Genomic DNA, 16,175 nt, shown 5'->3' with positions numbered 1-16,175 from the left:
ATAAAGTAAATAATATAATATTTTAAATCTAAATTGAAAGGATGATGTTTATGAAAAATGATTTTATAAGCATAATACAAAAATGTACCTGCATAGATTTTATGATTAACACCCTAATAAATACTAACTCATACAATTATCTAAACTGCCTTTCAGATATAAAGGAGGAAAATCTAAGAAATATTAAAATCATGTGTTATTTATATGAATATTTATCTAAAGATGTGTTACCTATAGACGATATAACCTCTCTAAAAATAAGTAAATACTCTGAATGTGATCTTAATATTTTGCTTGAATTTAATTTAAAGGTACTTAGCGAACTAGAAACTTTAAAAAAATATGTTAAAAATACTTTTTACTATCAGATTTTAATAGGTCTAATTAATAGTTATCTAAGCTTTATATCATCTATTCACTGTGTTCATCCTATAAATACCACCTCTGATAAATCACAGTTTAAGCTTTTCAATCCTATCTACAGTAAATTAAAAGATAAAGACCAACTAGAAATATCCACTAAATATTTAAGGTCAGTATCTATTGACGCCATAAAGTTTTTCTTTAATAATAATTTATTAGAAAAAAACATATGTGATGAATACTATAAAGTATTTTTTGAAAATAATTCAGAAAGCAAATTTTATCAATATTTTTTTATATCAAATAATAGATACTTTAATGTCAAATTATTCGCAAAAGATGCTACTGTATTTTATATTTCTCAATCTATAAATGAATCAAAAGAAATAAATTTAAATATGTCAAAACAAGAATCCATAGTTTTTTCTCATAATTACTTAAAAGAAAAACTCAATAGTTTATTTAATTACTTAAGTTTTGATGAAAATTATACTGTTATCTCTTCAGATATAGAAAATATTATAAATTATAAATTTAGATACAATCTAAATCTACCTAAAGAAAAAGATAATCCTTTTAGCAGTATCTATGTGACTATAAATACAAAATATATGGCAATCCAAGAAATTTATTTATTATAAAAAACATATCAAAATACTAATTCTACTTACAAAAAAATACTGAGATATTATCTCAGTATTTTTTACGAACTGTCACTCTTATTCTTCTTCAATTAACCCATAACCTCCGCTATCTCTCTTATATGTAACATTTATATCATAGGTGTCTTGATTTCTAAACATATAAAAATCATGTCCTAAGAGTTCCATCTGAAGTATAGCTTCTTCTACACTCATTGGTTTAACAAGAAATTTTTTCTTTTTGTAAAAGATTATATCTTTTTTATTTTCATTTTCTACCTCTAGATTCTCAATATCTGATTTAGCCCTCTTAATATTTATTTCTTTAATTTTATCTGTATATTTTACTACTTGATCATTTAATCTATCACACACCATATCAATAGCCGAATATAAATCTTCGTGGCATTCTTCAGCCCTTAAAATAGGCCCATTAGTAAGTATAGCTGTTACTTCTATCTTTTGCCTATTATCTTTGGTGCTTATTCTTACTTTGACTTGTGAATCAGGATTTAGGTACTTTTCTAACCTGTTGATGCTACTACATATATATTCCTCTATTCCTTCAGTTAGCTTTATCTGCCTTGCATATATGTTTGTTTCCATACTAACGTCTCCCTTCAAGCCTATAATTTAATACTATATTTAATATTAGTTAAATATATGTGTTAAATTTATTATTATTACTCAAAGTTTATCTGTTAATTATCCATATAAAATAATTTAAAAAGCCAGCATATATTAACCAAATTATGTATGGTATATTTAAATAAGCAGCTTTCTTATTTATTTTAGCAAATTTTAAAGTCATATTTATAACTACTAATAATAAAATTACCAAATCTACCATTGCCGTTAATCTTAGGTCTAGTCCAAAAAATAGTATGCTCCATATAAAGTTTAGTGCTAGTTGAAGCCAATAAAAAAACATGGCATCTTTTACTTTTGCTAATTCACATCCATTTTTAATTATTAAGTAAGATGATATTCCCATAAGTATGTATAGTATTGTCCACACTATTGGAAATACAAAACCTACAGGTGCAAAGCTTGGCTTTATAAGTTGTGTATAGTAAGTTGAGATATCTATTCCAGCTATTAAATTAGAAATAACACTACTTGCATAACCTACTGCTAAAGGAATTAACACACATATAAAAAAATTTCTAACTTGTTTTACTGATATAATCAATTTATTCCCCCTCTTTCAATATCTTCTTTTAATTAATAAATATGTACAAGGAGTCTTTATTATTCTTATCAGTTATTTCTAATTTTTTATAATATAAAAAAACCTAGAGATTGCTCTCTAGGTTTTTAATCTATTGTAAGTTTTTTTTAATTAACTCATTTATAAGTTTTCCATCAGCTCTTCCTTTAGTTAAAGGTCTTATAACTGACATAATTTTTCCCATATCCTTCATAGAAGTAGCTCCTACTTCAGATATAGTAGATTTTACAATTTCGTTTAGCTCTTCTTCGCTTAACTGTTGAGGTAGGTACTCTTTTAAAACTTCGATCTCAGCTTCTGTTTCATTTACTAAGTCTTCTCTTCCAGCTTTTTCGAATTCAACCAAAGCGTCTTTTCTCTGCTTCATTTGTTTAGCTATTATATCTATAATAGCTTCATCATCAAGCTCGACTCTATTATCTACTTCGAATTGCTTTACAGAAGCTCTTATTAAAGTTACTACAGATTTTTTAACTGTATCTTTATTTTTCATAGAAGACTTTAGATCTTCCTGTAACTTTACTTTAAGGGACATTCCCTTCACCTCTTTAAATCTTTATTTACTATTTCTTAGCGTTTTTTCTTCTTGCTGCTTCTGCCTTTTTCTTACGTCTAACGCTTGGCTTATCATAGTGCTCTCTTTTTCTAACTTCAGACATGATGCCAGACATTGCACATGAACGCTTGAATCTTCTTAAAGCGCTGTCTAATGTTTCATTTTCTCTTACTCTTACTTCTGACATTTCTTTTTCCCTCCCTCCGATAGCGCGAATTATGCTGGGACTGTAACTACGATTATATCTGCATAAATGCATTACAACCTCACACTTTTTTTATTATAAACTAATCTTTAATTTTTTTCAAGTATTTTTCTCCAAGAAGAAAGTTTAATTTTAAATTTAGTCTATTTTTGTAGAGATTCGTAAAGTGGAAGCTTCTTTCCAGCCAATATATGGTAATGAATATGCTTAACTTCTTGACCTCCATCATCTCCACAATTATTTATAATTCTAAATCCAGTTTCACTAAATCCCTTCTCTATAGCTATTTTATTAATTATGCTATGAATGTGTGATATAATCCCCATATCTTCATCATTTATATCGATAATACTGTCGTAATGTTTTTTTGGTATTACTAATATATGGTGTGGAGCTACTGGATTTATGTCATTAAACGCTAGGACCTTATCATCTTCATAAACTTTACTTGATGGAATTTCTCCGTTTATAATTTTACAAAATATACAACTCAATCTTAACACCTCCTAATATAAAAGTTTATTTCTACATGTTACGCCAAAATTCCTTCTACGTACTCATGCTTTACGTCTGTTATTTTAACTTTTAATATCTTACCTTGTAAATCTTTATCACTATCAACTACAACTCTTATATAGTTTGGTGTAAGACCTTCAAATTTATTCTCTACTATATTTGCTTCAAATAATACATCTAACTCTTCTCCAACAAATTTCTTTGCAAACTTCTCAAAATTTTCTTTACTTAAATTTAAAAGTTGGTCACTTCTCATTTGCTTCATCTGTGGGTCAATTTGATTTTCCATAGTTGCAGCAGGAGTACCTTGTCTAGGTGAATACTTGAAAATATGCATTTGAGAAAGTTCTATGTCCTTTAAGAATTCATAAGTTTTTTTGAATTCATCATTAGTTTCCCCAGGAAAACCTACTATTACATCTGTAGTTATTGCTACATTAGGTATATTTTCTCTTAATCTATCAACTATTACCTTATATTCTTCTGTCGTATATCTTCTATTCATTCTCTTTAAAGTTTCATCACATCCACTTTGTAAAGATAAATGGTAATGAGGACATACTTTCTTCATGTTTTTAACTTCATTTACGAATTCATCTGTAAATAATATAGGCTCAACTGAACTTAATCTAATTCTCTCAATTCCATCTATTTCATTTATTTTCTTTATTACATCTAGTAATTTTATTTGACTTTCTCTAAGGTCTTTTCCATATGATGCCACATGAATACCAGTTAATACAACTTCTTTATAACCATTTTCAGCTAAAGTCTTAGCTTCTGTAAGTATACTTTCAATATCTCTACTTCTTACTCTTCCACCTCTAGCGTAAGGTATTATACAGTAAGTACAGAATCTATCACATCCATCTTGAATCTTCATAAATGCTCTTGTTTTACCATTAGATTGGCTTACTTCTATTTCTTCAAATGCTTTAACCTTCATTATGTCATCTACTGTACTTGCCTTTTTTGTAGAATCTATTTTCTTTATTTCTTCTACTATTGTTCTTCTCTCATTAGTACCCATAACTAAATTTACTTCTTCTATATCAAGTATTTCTTCTGGTGATACTTGAGAATAACATCCTACAACAGCTATTATTGCATCAGGATTTTTCTTTTTCATCCTTCTAATATATTGACGTGATTTTCTATCACTCATATGTGTTACTGTACAAGTATTGATTACGTAAACATCCGCATATTCTTCACTCTCAACTTGTTCATAGCCATCTTTTTTAAACATTTCAAGCATGGCTTCTGTTTCATATTGATTTACTTTACATCCTAAAGTATAAAATGCTACTTTTTTCAATTTATTCCTCTCCTCCTAAGTCGCTTAACTCATATAATACTATTGAAGAAGCAACTACTGATGCTGTTTCAGTTCTTAAGATTCTAGGACCTAAAGAAACTACTTTTGATCCTATTTCTTGTATCTTTTCTATTTCTTCTTCAGCAAATCCACCTTCTGGACCTACAAAAATACCAATATTTTTTATGTCTGAGTTTTTTATTGCCTTTTTTATGGAAACTGTTCTTTCATTTTCATAAGGGCATATATTCATATCATTATTTTTCATTTCTTCTAAAGCTTCTTTAAAAGATAATACTCCTCTTAACTTAGGTAGTTTACCTCTTTTACTTTGCTTCGCTGCTTCATATATTATTCTTTCCCAACGATCAAACTTTTTATCTTCTTTTTTATCGTCTACTTTTGCTACACTTCTTTTTGTTTGAACTAATACTATTTCATCAACACCTACTTCGGTAAGTTTTTGAAGTATCATTTCCATTTTAGGTCCTTTTGGAAGACCTTGATATAGCCTTATTTTCAAATTAGATTCTCTTTTTATATCAGCCTTTTCTAAGATATCTAGGTTAACAATATTTTTATCTATATTAGTTATTTCACATATATATTCATTATTGTCTTTATCGCATACTTCAAGTTCTTCTCCAATTTTACATCTTAAAACTTTTGAAATATGCTTAACATCTTCACCTTCAATTATACAAGTGTTATTTTCTAAGTTAATGTTATTCTTTTCAACAAAAAATCTATCCATAATTTCACCTACTTAATCTTCGATACTATTGCATTCCACTCACCTAGAGATTCAACATATAGTACCTCTAGTCCATTTTCTACTAACGCTTCTTTAACTTCATCAACTTTTGCGTGTATTATTCCTGAAGAAATAAATACTGCATCATCTTTCATAAAGTTTTTGATACCTTTAGCTAATATCTTGATTATATCAGCTATAATATTTGCAACTACTATATCTGCCTTTTCATGTACTACTTCCATTAAGTTTCCGTACATTGCAACTACTTTATCTTCTACTTTATTTAATTCTATATTTTCCTTAGATACTTTTACTGCAACTTCATCTAAATCAACTGCTAAAACATCTTTTGCTCCAAGCTTTGCAGCAGCTATTGCAAGAATACCACTACCACATCCTATATCAAATACCTTTGTATCTTCTTTTACAAATTTTTCAAGTTCTCTAATACACATTGTAGTAGTTTCATGAGTACCTGTACCAAATGCCATACCTGGATCTAATTCTATTATTAAGTCTCCATCTTGCTTGTCATATTCTTCCCAAGTTGGTTTTACTACAATTTTTTCTCCTACTTTTGTAGGCTTATAGTAATTTTTCCATTCATTAGCCCAGTCTTCTTCATCAACTTGTGAAAGTTCAACTATAGCTTCTCCAACATCTATCCCAAATGCTTTTAAATTATCTATTTTTTCTTTTATTGTATTTATATCTTCTGTAACATCTCTCTCTTCAGTTATGTAAGTTTTTATTATTACTCCGTCGTATCCACTATTAAATATTTCTTCTTCTACAAAATCCCAATCATAGTCGTTTTTCTTTTGGAATTTAAAATCCTTTGGATCTTCTATAGATACTCCACCTACATTTTGTTCATATAATATATTAGTTATTGCCTCAACCGCTTCTGTTGAAGTTTTTATTGTTATTTCAGTCCACTTCATATGTGCATACCGTCCTTTACCTTTACTATTTTCCGTAAATTTTATTATATCATAATTATTATTATCTTTAATACCATTCTTTAATCTATTTCTAACATATATATAATAGTTAATTTTATTCATACAAAATCGCAGACAATTTCTTAATAATTTTCTAAGTTTTTTATATAGCATATACTTTTTATAATTAAAATAGGTAGCCATAAGGACTACCTGTTCTACTCATATTAATTTAATACAATTTTACATTCCGTTTCATTTACATTTATAATTGTGTTTCCACTTAAAACACTGAATTCAACTTCTTTTTCATCTATTAATACTTCTTTAGCTACAAAGTTATTAAATATGATTTCATATCCTTTGTAAAATTTATTATAGCCATTATGAGTAATGTTAATATCAAATTCTAAACTTTCTTTGTTATTCATATCAAATTTATAAAGATTATACTTTCCATCTTTGTAATCAAAATCTTCACCATTATCTTGGTAATGAATACTGCTAGTATCTTTATCACCTCTATATACATCAATAGTTAGTATATCAATATCTTTTTCCCCAACATATTTTATATCTGGATAGTTAGGTATAATACTTCCTTCTTTTATGTATATTGGACAAGTATCTAGTGGAGCACTCTTTATTATATACTGACCACCTTCAAGTATTTCTTTAGTCCAGTAGTCTATCCATTTACTTCCTCTTGGAAGATAAACCATCCTTGCTTTTTTACCTTGTTCAACAACTGGAGCTACCAGTATATTCTCTCCTACTAAAAACTGATCATTTATTTCATAAGTTTCCTCATCATCTTGATGCTCCAATAAAAGTGCCCTCATAAGTGGTAACCCTGTGACTTCTCCACTCTTGAATACATCATATATATAAGGAAGTAATTTATATCTTAACTTTACATACTTTCTATAAATATCTTCAGTATCTTTATCAAATGCCCATGGCTCTTGGTCTCTAGTATAAATTGAAGTGTGGTTTCTAAATAATGCAGTGAATGCACCTACTTGTACCCATCTACTTAGTAACTCTTTTGTAGTATCAAATCCAAATCCACCTACATCTGTACCACAGAAAGATAAACCACTTAACCCTAGATTCATAAGCATCGGTATAGACATTCTCAGATGTTCCCAAGTACTTTGGTTATCCCCTGTCCATACAGTTGAGTACTTCTGTGTTCCTGAGTAGCAAGCTCTAGTTATTACAAAAGGCCTCTTGTTAGTTTCTTTTTTTATACCTTCATAAGTAGCTTTACTCATTAAATGACCATATGCATTGTGTATTTCCTTATGGTCAACAATATTTCCATCTTCATTAAATTTTATATCATTAGGAAGAGGACCATTAAAGCTTGCAGGTTCATTCATATCATTCCAGATACCTGACACACCATAATCCATCATTATCTTTTGGTTATTTGCCCACCAGTTTCTTACTTCAGTGTTTGAGAAATCTGGGAATACAGAATGACCTGGCCATACCCAGTTAGTATAAGTTATACCATTTTTATCAGTTGCAAAGTATCCATTTTTTAGACCTTCATCATAAATTTTATAGCCTTTATCTACTTTAACTCCTGGATCTATTATAGTAATTATCTTAAATCCATCGTTTTTAAGATCAGAAATCATTTTAGTTGGATTTTTAAACTTTTCTTTATCCCATGTAAAGACTCTAAAATCATCCATATACTCTATATCTAGATGAATAGTATCACAAGGTATATCTTTTTCCCTAAACTTATTCGCTATCTCATATACATTGGTATCAGGACAATATGCCCATCGACTTTGCTGGTATCCAAGAGACCAAAGTTGAGGTAGAGGAGTAGTACCTGTTAAATATGTATATCCTTTTATTACTTTTTTAATAGTTGGTCCATATATGAAATAATAATCTATATTTCCATCAACTGCTGCAAAATAATAATAATTTGCATTTTCTTTTCCTAAGTCAAAATCAGATTCAAATGTGTTATCAAAGAATATACCAAAAGACTCTTCTTCCTTTAATGTTATAAAAAATGGAATAGTCTTATATAATTTGTCATAAGTCTCTCCATGAGGACTTGGATCATCAGTATTCCAATTTTTATAATGATACCCTTTTTTATTTAGATGACCAGTTTTCTCTCCAAATCCATAAAAGTACATATTGTCTTCCATACATTTAGGAATAAATACCTTATACTCTTGATGTTCATTTGGCTTATGACCTTCTTGAAGAGCTATATCTATTCTTCCTGCTGTGTTTTTTACATATGGATTTCTCTCTTCTCTGTAGTCAGCACATATTAGTTTTCCTTGGTTATTATATATATCCACCTTAAACTCGTCATAAATTTTTATTTCTAGTGTATTAGTTTTTATATTTATGAAGTTATCTAATGATTCAACAGTGAACTTAGTTTCCACACACTTTAAGTTCTCAATTGCCTTAGATTTTTGTTCCTTTTTAAAAATAGGAACAAAAAAGTTTATTATTTCAGAGTTTATTATTTCTACTTTAGCTTCTATATTATTAGAAAAATTTATTTTTACTTTATTGTCTAATATTTCATATCCTAGTATACGTCCAAACATATCTTAAGTCTAACAAGATAAATACTTGTTATTTCCCCTTATAAATTTTATTTTACTACAAAAGTTCTAGCCGATATCTTTTGATATCAGCTAGATTAACTTTATTATTATTCAGTTATTAGTTGTTTTAATTCATCAAATAACCCTATTACATATTTTTCAGCTTTTTCTATTTCTTCCTTTTCTACTTCAACAATGTCTAATATTGATTTAACTTTATCAAAGTTATTATTGAACTCTTCAACTTTATTAGTGTCTACATTTGAAAAATCTAATTTTTTATATTCCTCTTCAATATTTGATACGGTTTCTTTAAGTTTAGATAAAGCTTCTCTATTATCTAATACTGTTAATTTATCTGTATTTAATCCTAACACTTCTATTTCATATAATCTTGTAGCTCCACCTAATCCTTGTTCTGACTTATTTATTTTTAATCTTACATATCTAGCAAGTTCAAATTTTAAATCATCTTTAGAAATAGCATCTACATTACCTTTTATGTTTTGAATTTCTCTCCAGTTCTCACCATCATTACTAACTTCAATAGTATAGTCTGATGTATTAAGACTTCTAGCTTCTCCTCCAGCTTCAGCATGGCTTATGCGAAGTTCTTTCAATATGTTTTCTTTTCCAAGATCAATTTCTATCCAGTTTCCTTCACCCCCAAATGCACACCACTTAGATTTTATATCACCATCAACTGTAAATTTTGCAGCTTCATTATCATTTACCTGTGCATTTGCCTTAGCCTCTTTATTAAGAGCTAAATTTACAAGTCCACCCTCTGCTTGGCTGCTAACAACTATTGCATCTTCTTTAATATTTTCAGTTTCGCCTGCTGGATTTGATACAATCTGCTTTATAGTGTACACTCCTGGCTTAGCAAAAGAAAAATCAGCCGTTTTCCCTTCTAGTTCACCTTCATTTGATCCTTCTACTATCCACTTTATTTTTTCTCCGGCAACAGACTTGTCACTAAGAGTTATTTTTTCTCCTGGAGTAATTATTGATGAACTTGCTTCAAAGTTAGCTTGAGGCTTTTCTAATTTATCCCAAGCAACAGATACACTAGCTTCATATTTAGATGAGGAGTCAAATACATTACTTACAGGAGTAACAACAAATTTAGTTGTAGAATCAAGCTCTAGGTTTCTTTCAATATCTTTAATATAAAATGCATTACTTGGAGTTGAGCCTACTAAAGTTCTATTACCATCAATATTTTCTTTATATATTTCGTAATGACTTATATCTCCTTTTGCTTTGTCCCATGTTAATCTTACATTTCCATAGTAGTTATCTACTATCTTAAAATCTTCAACATTTAGGTTTGATATTTTAGATAATTTAGTTCCCTTGTTTTTATCTGTTATAGCTAATTGACCTAAATTCAATTTATACGAGTCAGTATTTGATTGACCATCTACTATTAGTGATATTTCTGTAAGCTCCTTTCCTTTAAATTGCTTTAAAGATGTACTAGCTTTAGTCCAATCACCTTCCTTAGTAGTATTCAAATCTAATACTTTCTTATCATCTTCATCAAAAGTTAATTCTAACTTTATTTTTGCATTACCACCATTTTCTTTATACATAACACTTATCTCACTATTGTTAGTAATATCAACTTCTGATGCATAAAGTTTTATATTTGTATTGCCACCCTTAACTAATTTTCCTTGTAATGATATAGAGTTCCCACCATAGTAACTCTCTGTATAATCTAAGTCCGCACTTAAGTTATTATTTTTATTATCAATAACCCATCTATACGTAGGTAATACATCCATCATCCCTCTATGATTCCATTTTTCACTAGAGACTTGTTTTCCATCTACATTAAAGAACTTACCATTCCCCATTGAGAAGTTTGTTACAAAAGGTAGAGATGTTACCGGACTCTTTTCTACAAAGTTATTTGATACACCTTTCCAATTTTCAGTACTTTCATTTCTTGGATCTCCAGACTCATTAACCCAGAATCTATTTTCTTTTTCTAAAAATTCTTCAAACGTCTTAGAAGAATCATAAGTCCAAGATGGACAATATAATCCTAAAGATGTATTTGCATCCTTACCTTCTGGGAATAAATAATCCCATTTTATTTTTGTGTTATATCCATTTGCTTGAACATCTACACCAGCATATAAATCATATGGGTCTCTTTTCATAGATTTTGCTAAATCTGCTGACTCTTTAAGCTCTTTACCTGTAACAGTATAAGGTATTCTCTTATCTGCATTTTCTGGGTCTACAATTGAATATTTCTCATCAGTCCACCAGAAATTTAAAAACATACCATCAGACAATTTATTTTTATTATCACCTAAGAAGTTTTTGTTGTATTCATTTAGCCTATTTTGCCAAAATACTCTACCGTCATCAATCATAGAGTCATACCAGATTACTTCCATTTCTTTAGGCTTCTTATCTTGTAAATACTTTAAAAATTCTTTCATTAATTTTGCTAGCTCTGGTTTTACATGTTCGCTTCCTCTTCCGCCAGTTTCTTGATTTATAAACCACCCATCAAAGTTATAATAATCTGCCACTTCTAATAATTTATCTGCCATCGGGAAGCTTCCATCGGGATTCTTTTGAAGGAACTCTTCCATCCATTCATACTTACCACCGTATTCTAAAGGCGGGAAAAATACAGTACCTAATACTGGAACTCCATTTGTATGAGCAGCATCTATTAAATCTGCGCTAGGCGGAAGTATCAATCCTTCAGCTGCCGAACCACCCCAAGCTACTAATGTGTCTATGTATTGCCAGTAACTAAAATTATAACCTTCAAAATCATCCTTACCCTGTGATGGGGTTGAACTAGTTGTTTTATTCGCTATAGCCAGTGATATTACTTTGGCATCGTCGTCTTGAGAATCCTTTAATTCCTCACCATCTGTTCTTTCTTGAAGTTCAACCGTACCAACATTAAACTTTGCATCTTTATCATTATTAGGATTCCAATTCAAGAGTTCATTTGGATACCAATAAGATGCAAAAGGTTGTCCCGTTTTTTCTTGTGTAGCTATATCTGAATCAATAAGAGCCTCTCCTCTTAATGTTGATGAAAATAGCAATACCGCTACTAAAGCTGATGACACATATTTTTTATAATTCACTATTAAATCCCCCTAAATTTAAAATAAATTTAATCCTCTAGCAGATATTTTTTATTATTTAACAATAGTATTTATTTCACTCAAATTACTAGAGAGTCATATTATTTATATACGTCAAATATACTATGACTCTCCATATGATTTTTCTAGTTTTTAGTTATAAAATTATATAATGCTCCTATTTTCCCAGATTCATTTTGGAACTTACAAGTATCAATTTCTACAAAGTTTAATATATCTGGGTTCAGTAATTTTAATTTATTCTCAATATTTGAAATTAAATCATCTCTGACGCTAACTCCACCACCAATTAATACCTTCTCAGGTGCAAAGCTATATACTATATTATAAATACCTATAGCTAGAGAGAAATAAAAGTCTTCTATTAACCCTTGTACTTCTTTATCTCCACCTTCAGCAAGTTTAAATACACCTTTTCCATCTAAATTACTATTTTTAAGCTTGTTAACTCTAGCAATTAAATTATAAGTTGAGCCTAATCTACTAAAAGTCCTATACTCTATATCATTTAACTGTGACAATCTATGTTCTAATATGTTTATTCCAAACTCTCCAGCCATACCTCTATGACCTCTATATAGTTGGTCGTTTATAAAAACTCCACCACCAATTCCAGTACCTATAGTTATACAAACAAAATTCTTATTATTAACCGCATTTCCTTTATATTTTTCAGCCATTGCTACACAGTTAACATCATTGTCATATGTACACTCAAGTCCTGTATGCTCTTTTATATATTTATTAAGATACATATCTTGTAAATCAGTAACTTGTCCCATAAAATGAATATATCCATCATCATCTATTCCTCCAGGCACACTCATAGCCACACCTTCTAAATCATGTTTTTCTTTATATTCATTTATTATATTTACAAGCACTCCTAAAGTTTTGCCTTGCCCTTGTTCTGGAGTATCAACAGAGTTTGAATCTATCATATCTCCCTCTTTATTCATCAAACTGTATTTTATAGACGTACCACCAATGTCAAAAACTAAGTAATACATATACCCCTCCTAATATACTGACCATATTTATAAGTCATAAAGTTAAAATTTTAAAACTTTTTATTATTTATTAAAATCCATTATTTGTTATAAGTTCTTTAAACCAATAAGCACTCTTCTTCGGAGTTCTTTTATAATCATTATTTAAATCAATTTCTACAAACCCATATCTATTTTTATATGAATTTAACCAAGACCAGTTATCCATGAAAGTCCATAGATGATAACCTTTTAGGTTACACCCTTCATTTAATGCCTTATTTGCCCATTTTAAATGTTCACTTATAAATTCTATTCTGTAGTCATCTTCAATTCTTCCATCTACTTTAAACTTTTCTTCGCCTTCTACACCCATTCCATTTTCAGATATAAAGAAATGTATATTTTTATAATTATCTCTAATATTTATTGATAGATCGTATATTCCTTTTTCATATATCTCCCATCCTCTATGAGGATTGATTTTTTTACCTGGCATATCATAGAAATCAAAGAATGATTCTGGAGTAAGTGGTGCTCCTTCTTCAATCTTGCTCTCTTTAGCTTTTACTCTTCTCGGTTGATAGTAATTAACACCTAGTAAGTCAACTGTATTATTCTTTATCACTTCCATATCTTCTTTTGTATATTCAGGAAGTAAGTTTTGTTCTTTTACAAATTCTATTAATTCCCCAGGAAATTCCCCTAACACCGATGTGTCTAAGAATGATCTATTTAGTATTAAATCAGCGATATTTGAAGCTTTTAGATCTTCTTCACTATTGCTTCTTGGATATGATGGTGTTAGGTTTATTATTATACCTATTTCCCCACCTTGATTTAATTTCTTATATTCCATAATAGCTAATGAACTTGATAGCATTATATGATAACCTACTTGTACAGCTCTTTTAAAGTCAACCACACAAGGATAGTGATAGTGACCTAAGTATCCACATTCAACTGGCACTATTGGTTCATTATGAGTAAACCATTTTTTTACTCTATCTCCAAATAACTCAAAACATTTCTTTGCAAAATTTTGATAGCGAGTTACTACTTCTCTATTTTCCCATCCACCTATATTTTGTAAATACATTGGCATGTCAAAGTGGAATAGATTTATAAAAGGCTCTACCCCATTTTGTAACATTGTATTTATTACATTATTATAGAATTTAACTGCCTCTTCATTAACACTTTGATCTTCTTTTATAAGCCTTGACCAACTTATAGAAAATCTAAAAGAGTTGTGACCAAGTTCTTTCATTAGTTTTATATCTTCTTCATATTTATAGTAGAAATTACTAGTATTATGTGGTCCTATATTATTATGGAACTTCTCAGGTGCTATCTCATACCAGTAATCCCATATATTTTGTTCCTTACCATCTTTATTGTATGCACCTTCCATTTGCGTTGCAGAAGATGCACTTCCCCACCAAAAATCTTTTGGAAATTTATAATTCATTTTTAAATCCTCCATATATCATCTATATTATAAGAGGCTATACTACTAAGGATTAGTATTATAGCCTAAATCATGATTATCTTTTCAAATTATTAACCTTACTTTTCTACCTTTATTCCACAGTAATCTAGTACTAATTCGCAGAACATCATATTAGCCCAAGAGAACCAATCTCTTGTAAACATACTAGGATCATCAGGATGGAATCCTTCATGCATTAAGTATGTTCCTGCATCTGTATTTTTCATTATTTCTAAAAGCTCTCTCTTCTTTTCTATATCATTAGTAGTTAATCCTTGCATAGCTAATGATATATGCCAGATATAGTTTTCTGGTGTATGAGGACTTCCCACTCCACTAGCGTATTTCCCTATATGGAAGTATGGATTTTCTGTACTTAATATAAAGTTCCTTGTATTAACATACTTCTCATCTTCTAAGTCAGCATATCCTAAGTAAGGTATTGAAAGTAAACTTGGAAGATTAGCATCATCCATTAGATTATAATTACCTAACCCGTCTACTTCAAATGCGTATATATCTCCACATCTTGGATGGTTATATACAGCATGATTTTCTATACCTCTGTTTATTTCTTCAGCTAATTCCTTCGCTCTATTAGCTAATTCTTCATCATTTAATATATCTTTTGCTATCTCTACAACATAATTAAGAACTACTACTGCAAACATGTTTGATGGAACTAAGTAACTATATTGGCAAGCATCATCACTAGGTCTAAATGCACACCAAGTCATACCTGTCTCTTTATGTATAGGCCCCTTACCACTTCTTGCTAATGTATCTAATTGACGACAATCAAGTCTTTCAAAGCTATATGGAGAGTTTTCTTCATGATTTTGTTCAACTTTCCATAAATCAATTATCATATCTACTGCTTTTTTGAAACTCTCATTGAATTGAGATGTTCTTCCAGTATTTTTCCATAATAGGTAACTTAATTGAATTGGGAAGCATAATGAATCTATTTCATATTTTCTTTCCCATATTTCTGGCTTCATTTCTGTTAAGTCACTTTGATGCCCCATATTATTAGCTTCTTCATTAAATGCATTAGCATATGGATCTACTTGTATATATCTAAACTGTCTTTCAACTAATCCTTCTATCATATCCGCTATGTCTTTATCTTCTTTAGCTAGAACTAAGTATGGTCTTACTTGACAAACTGAATCTCTTAACCACATTGCTGGTATATCTCCAGTTAATACATAGCTTGTTCCATCATCCATTCTTTTTATTGTAGTATTTATTGTATTTAGGAAACATTTTTCAAACATATCTCCTAATTTTACATCGTCTTTTAATTTATCCTTTACATTTTCTATTAGCTTATTAACTGAGTTGTACATCTTTTCCTCCCATATATACATATAGGTATTCCACTATTTTAAATAGCAGAATACCCATA

At 29.5% G+C, this 16,175-nt stretch carries 14 protein-coding genes; 1 reads left to right on the top strand and 13 read right to left on the bottom strand.

Going from position 1 to position 16,175, the window contains the following annotated elements:
• The first annotated feature begins 50 nt into the window (after positions 1–50).
• Positions 51–1,004: a hypothetical protein gene (locus CHL78_RS00700; RefSeq protein ID WP_094367196.1), complete on the top strand. Its 954-nt coding sequence runs from the start codon at positions 51–53 to the stop codon at positions 1,002–1,004.
• A gap of 78 nt (positions 1,005–1,082) precedes the next feature.
• Here the strand turns inward: CHL78_RS00700 and hpf are convergent, their stop codons facing one another.
• The 13 genes from hpf to CHL78_RS00635 form a co-directional block, all read right to left on the bottom strand.
• On the bottom strand, positions 1,083–1,610 hold the full coding sequence (gene hpf, locus CHL78_RS00695; protein WP_094367195.1) for a ribosome hibernation-promoting factor, HPF/YfiA family: 528 nt from the start codon (positions 1,608–1,610) through the stop codon (positions 1,083–1,085).
• An 88-nt stretch (positions 1,611–1,698) separates the two neighbouring features.
• Positions 1,699–2,196, bottom strand: coding sequence for a TspO/MBR family protein (locus CHL78_RS00690; RefSeq protein WP_094367194.1), 498 nt, complete (start codon positions 2,194–2,196; stop codon positions 1,699–1,701).
• A 130-nt stretch (positions 2,197–2,326) separates the two neighbouring features.
• Positions 2,327–2,770 (bottom strand): GatB/YqeY domain-containing protein, encoded by a 444-nt coding sequence (locus tag CHL78_RS00685; RefSeq protein WP_094367193.1) that lies wholly within the window; start codon positions 2,768–2,770, stop codon positions 2,327–2,329.
• 28 nt (positions 2,771–2,798) lie between these two features.
• Positions 2,799–2,978 carry a 30S ribosomal protein S21 gene (gene rpsU / locus CHL78_RS00680; RefSeq protein WP_021125460.1) on the bottom strand — a complete coding sequence of 60 codons (180 nt, stop codon included), beginning with the start codon at positions 2,976–2,978 and terminating at the stop codon, positions 2,799–2,801.
• Positions 2,979–3,139: 161 nt separating this feature from the next.
• Positions 3,140–3,490 (bottom strand): histidine triad nucleotide-binding protein, encoded by a 351-nt coding sequence (locus CHL78_RS00675; protein ID WP_094367192.1) that lies wholly within the window; start codon positions 3,488–3,490, stop codon positions 3,140–3,142.
• Between the two features lie 38 nt (positions 3,491–3,528).
• Positions 3,529–4,830, bottom strand: coding sequence for a tRNA (N(6)-L-threonylcarbamoyladenosine(37)-C(2))-methylthiotransferase MtaB (gene mtaB, locus CHL78_RS00670; protein ID WP_094367191.1), 1,302 nt, complete (start codon positions 4,828–4,830; stop codon positions 3,529–3,531).
• Position 4,831: 1 nt separating this feature from the next.
• A complete protein-coding gene (locus tag CHL78_RS00665; protein WP_094367190.1) occupies positions 4,832–5,584 on the bottom strand; it encodes a 16S rRNA (uracil(1498)-N(3))-methyltransferase in 753 nt (250 codons plus the stop codon).
• An 8-nt stretch (positions 5,585–5,592) separates the two neighbouring features.
• Positions 5,593–6,531: a 50S ribosomal protein L11 methyltransferase gene (gene prmA, locus CHL78_RS00660; RefSeq protein WP_094367210.1), complete on the bottom strand. Its 939-nt coding sequence runs from the start codon at positions 6,529–6,531 to the stop codon at positions 5,593–5,595.
• 227 nt (positions 6,532–6,758) lie between these two features.
• The gene (locus CHL78_RS00655; protein ID WP_094368756.1) at positions 6,759–9,131 is read right to left on the bottom strand and encodes a glycoside hydrolase family 31 protein; all 2,373 of its coding nucleotides are present in this window, start codon (positions 9,129–9,131) and stop codon (positions 6,759–6,761) included.
• A 107-nt stretch (positions 9,132–9,238) separates the two neighbouring features.
• On the bottom strand, positions 9,239–12,262 hold the full coding sequence (locus tag CHL78_RS00650; RefSeq protein ID WP_094368757.1) for an endo-beta-N-acetylglucosaminidase: 3,024 nt from the start codon (positions 12,260–12,262) through the stop codon (positions 9,239–9,241).
• A 146-nt stretch (positions 12,263–12,408) separates the two neighbouring features.
• Positions 12,409–13,293 (bottom strand): ROK family protein, encoded by an 885-nt coding sequence (locus CHL78_RS00645; RefSeq protein WP_094368758.1) that lies wholly within the window; start codon positions 13,291–13,293, stop codon positions 12,409–12,411.
• A gap of 70 nt (positions 13,294–13,363) precedes the next feature.
• Complete coding sequence (locus tag CHL78_RS00640) at positions 13,364–14,743, bottom strand: glycoside hydrolase family 1 protein (protein ID WP_158540601.1); 1,380 nt, start codon at positions 14,741–14,743, stop codon at positions 13,364–13,366.
• Between the two features lie 98 nt (positions 14,744–14,841).
• Positions 14,842–16,116, bottom strand: coding sequence for a glycoside hydrolase family 125 protein (locus CHL78_RS00635; RefSeq protein WP_243446345.1), 1,275 nt, complete (start codon positions 16,114–16,116; stop codon positions 14,842–14,844).
• Positions 16,117–16,175 lie beyond the last annotated feature (59 nt).

Source organism: Romboutsia weinsteinii (assembly GCF_002250835.2).
In the GTDB taxonomy this organism is placed as follows: domain Bacteria; phylum Bacillota; class Clostridia; order Peptostreptococcales; family Peptostreptococcaceae; genus Romboutsia_A; species Romboutsia_A weinsteinii.
Note: the sequence above shows the minus strand (reverse complement) of the source record. Positions and strands in the feature narration are given on the sequence as shown.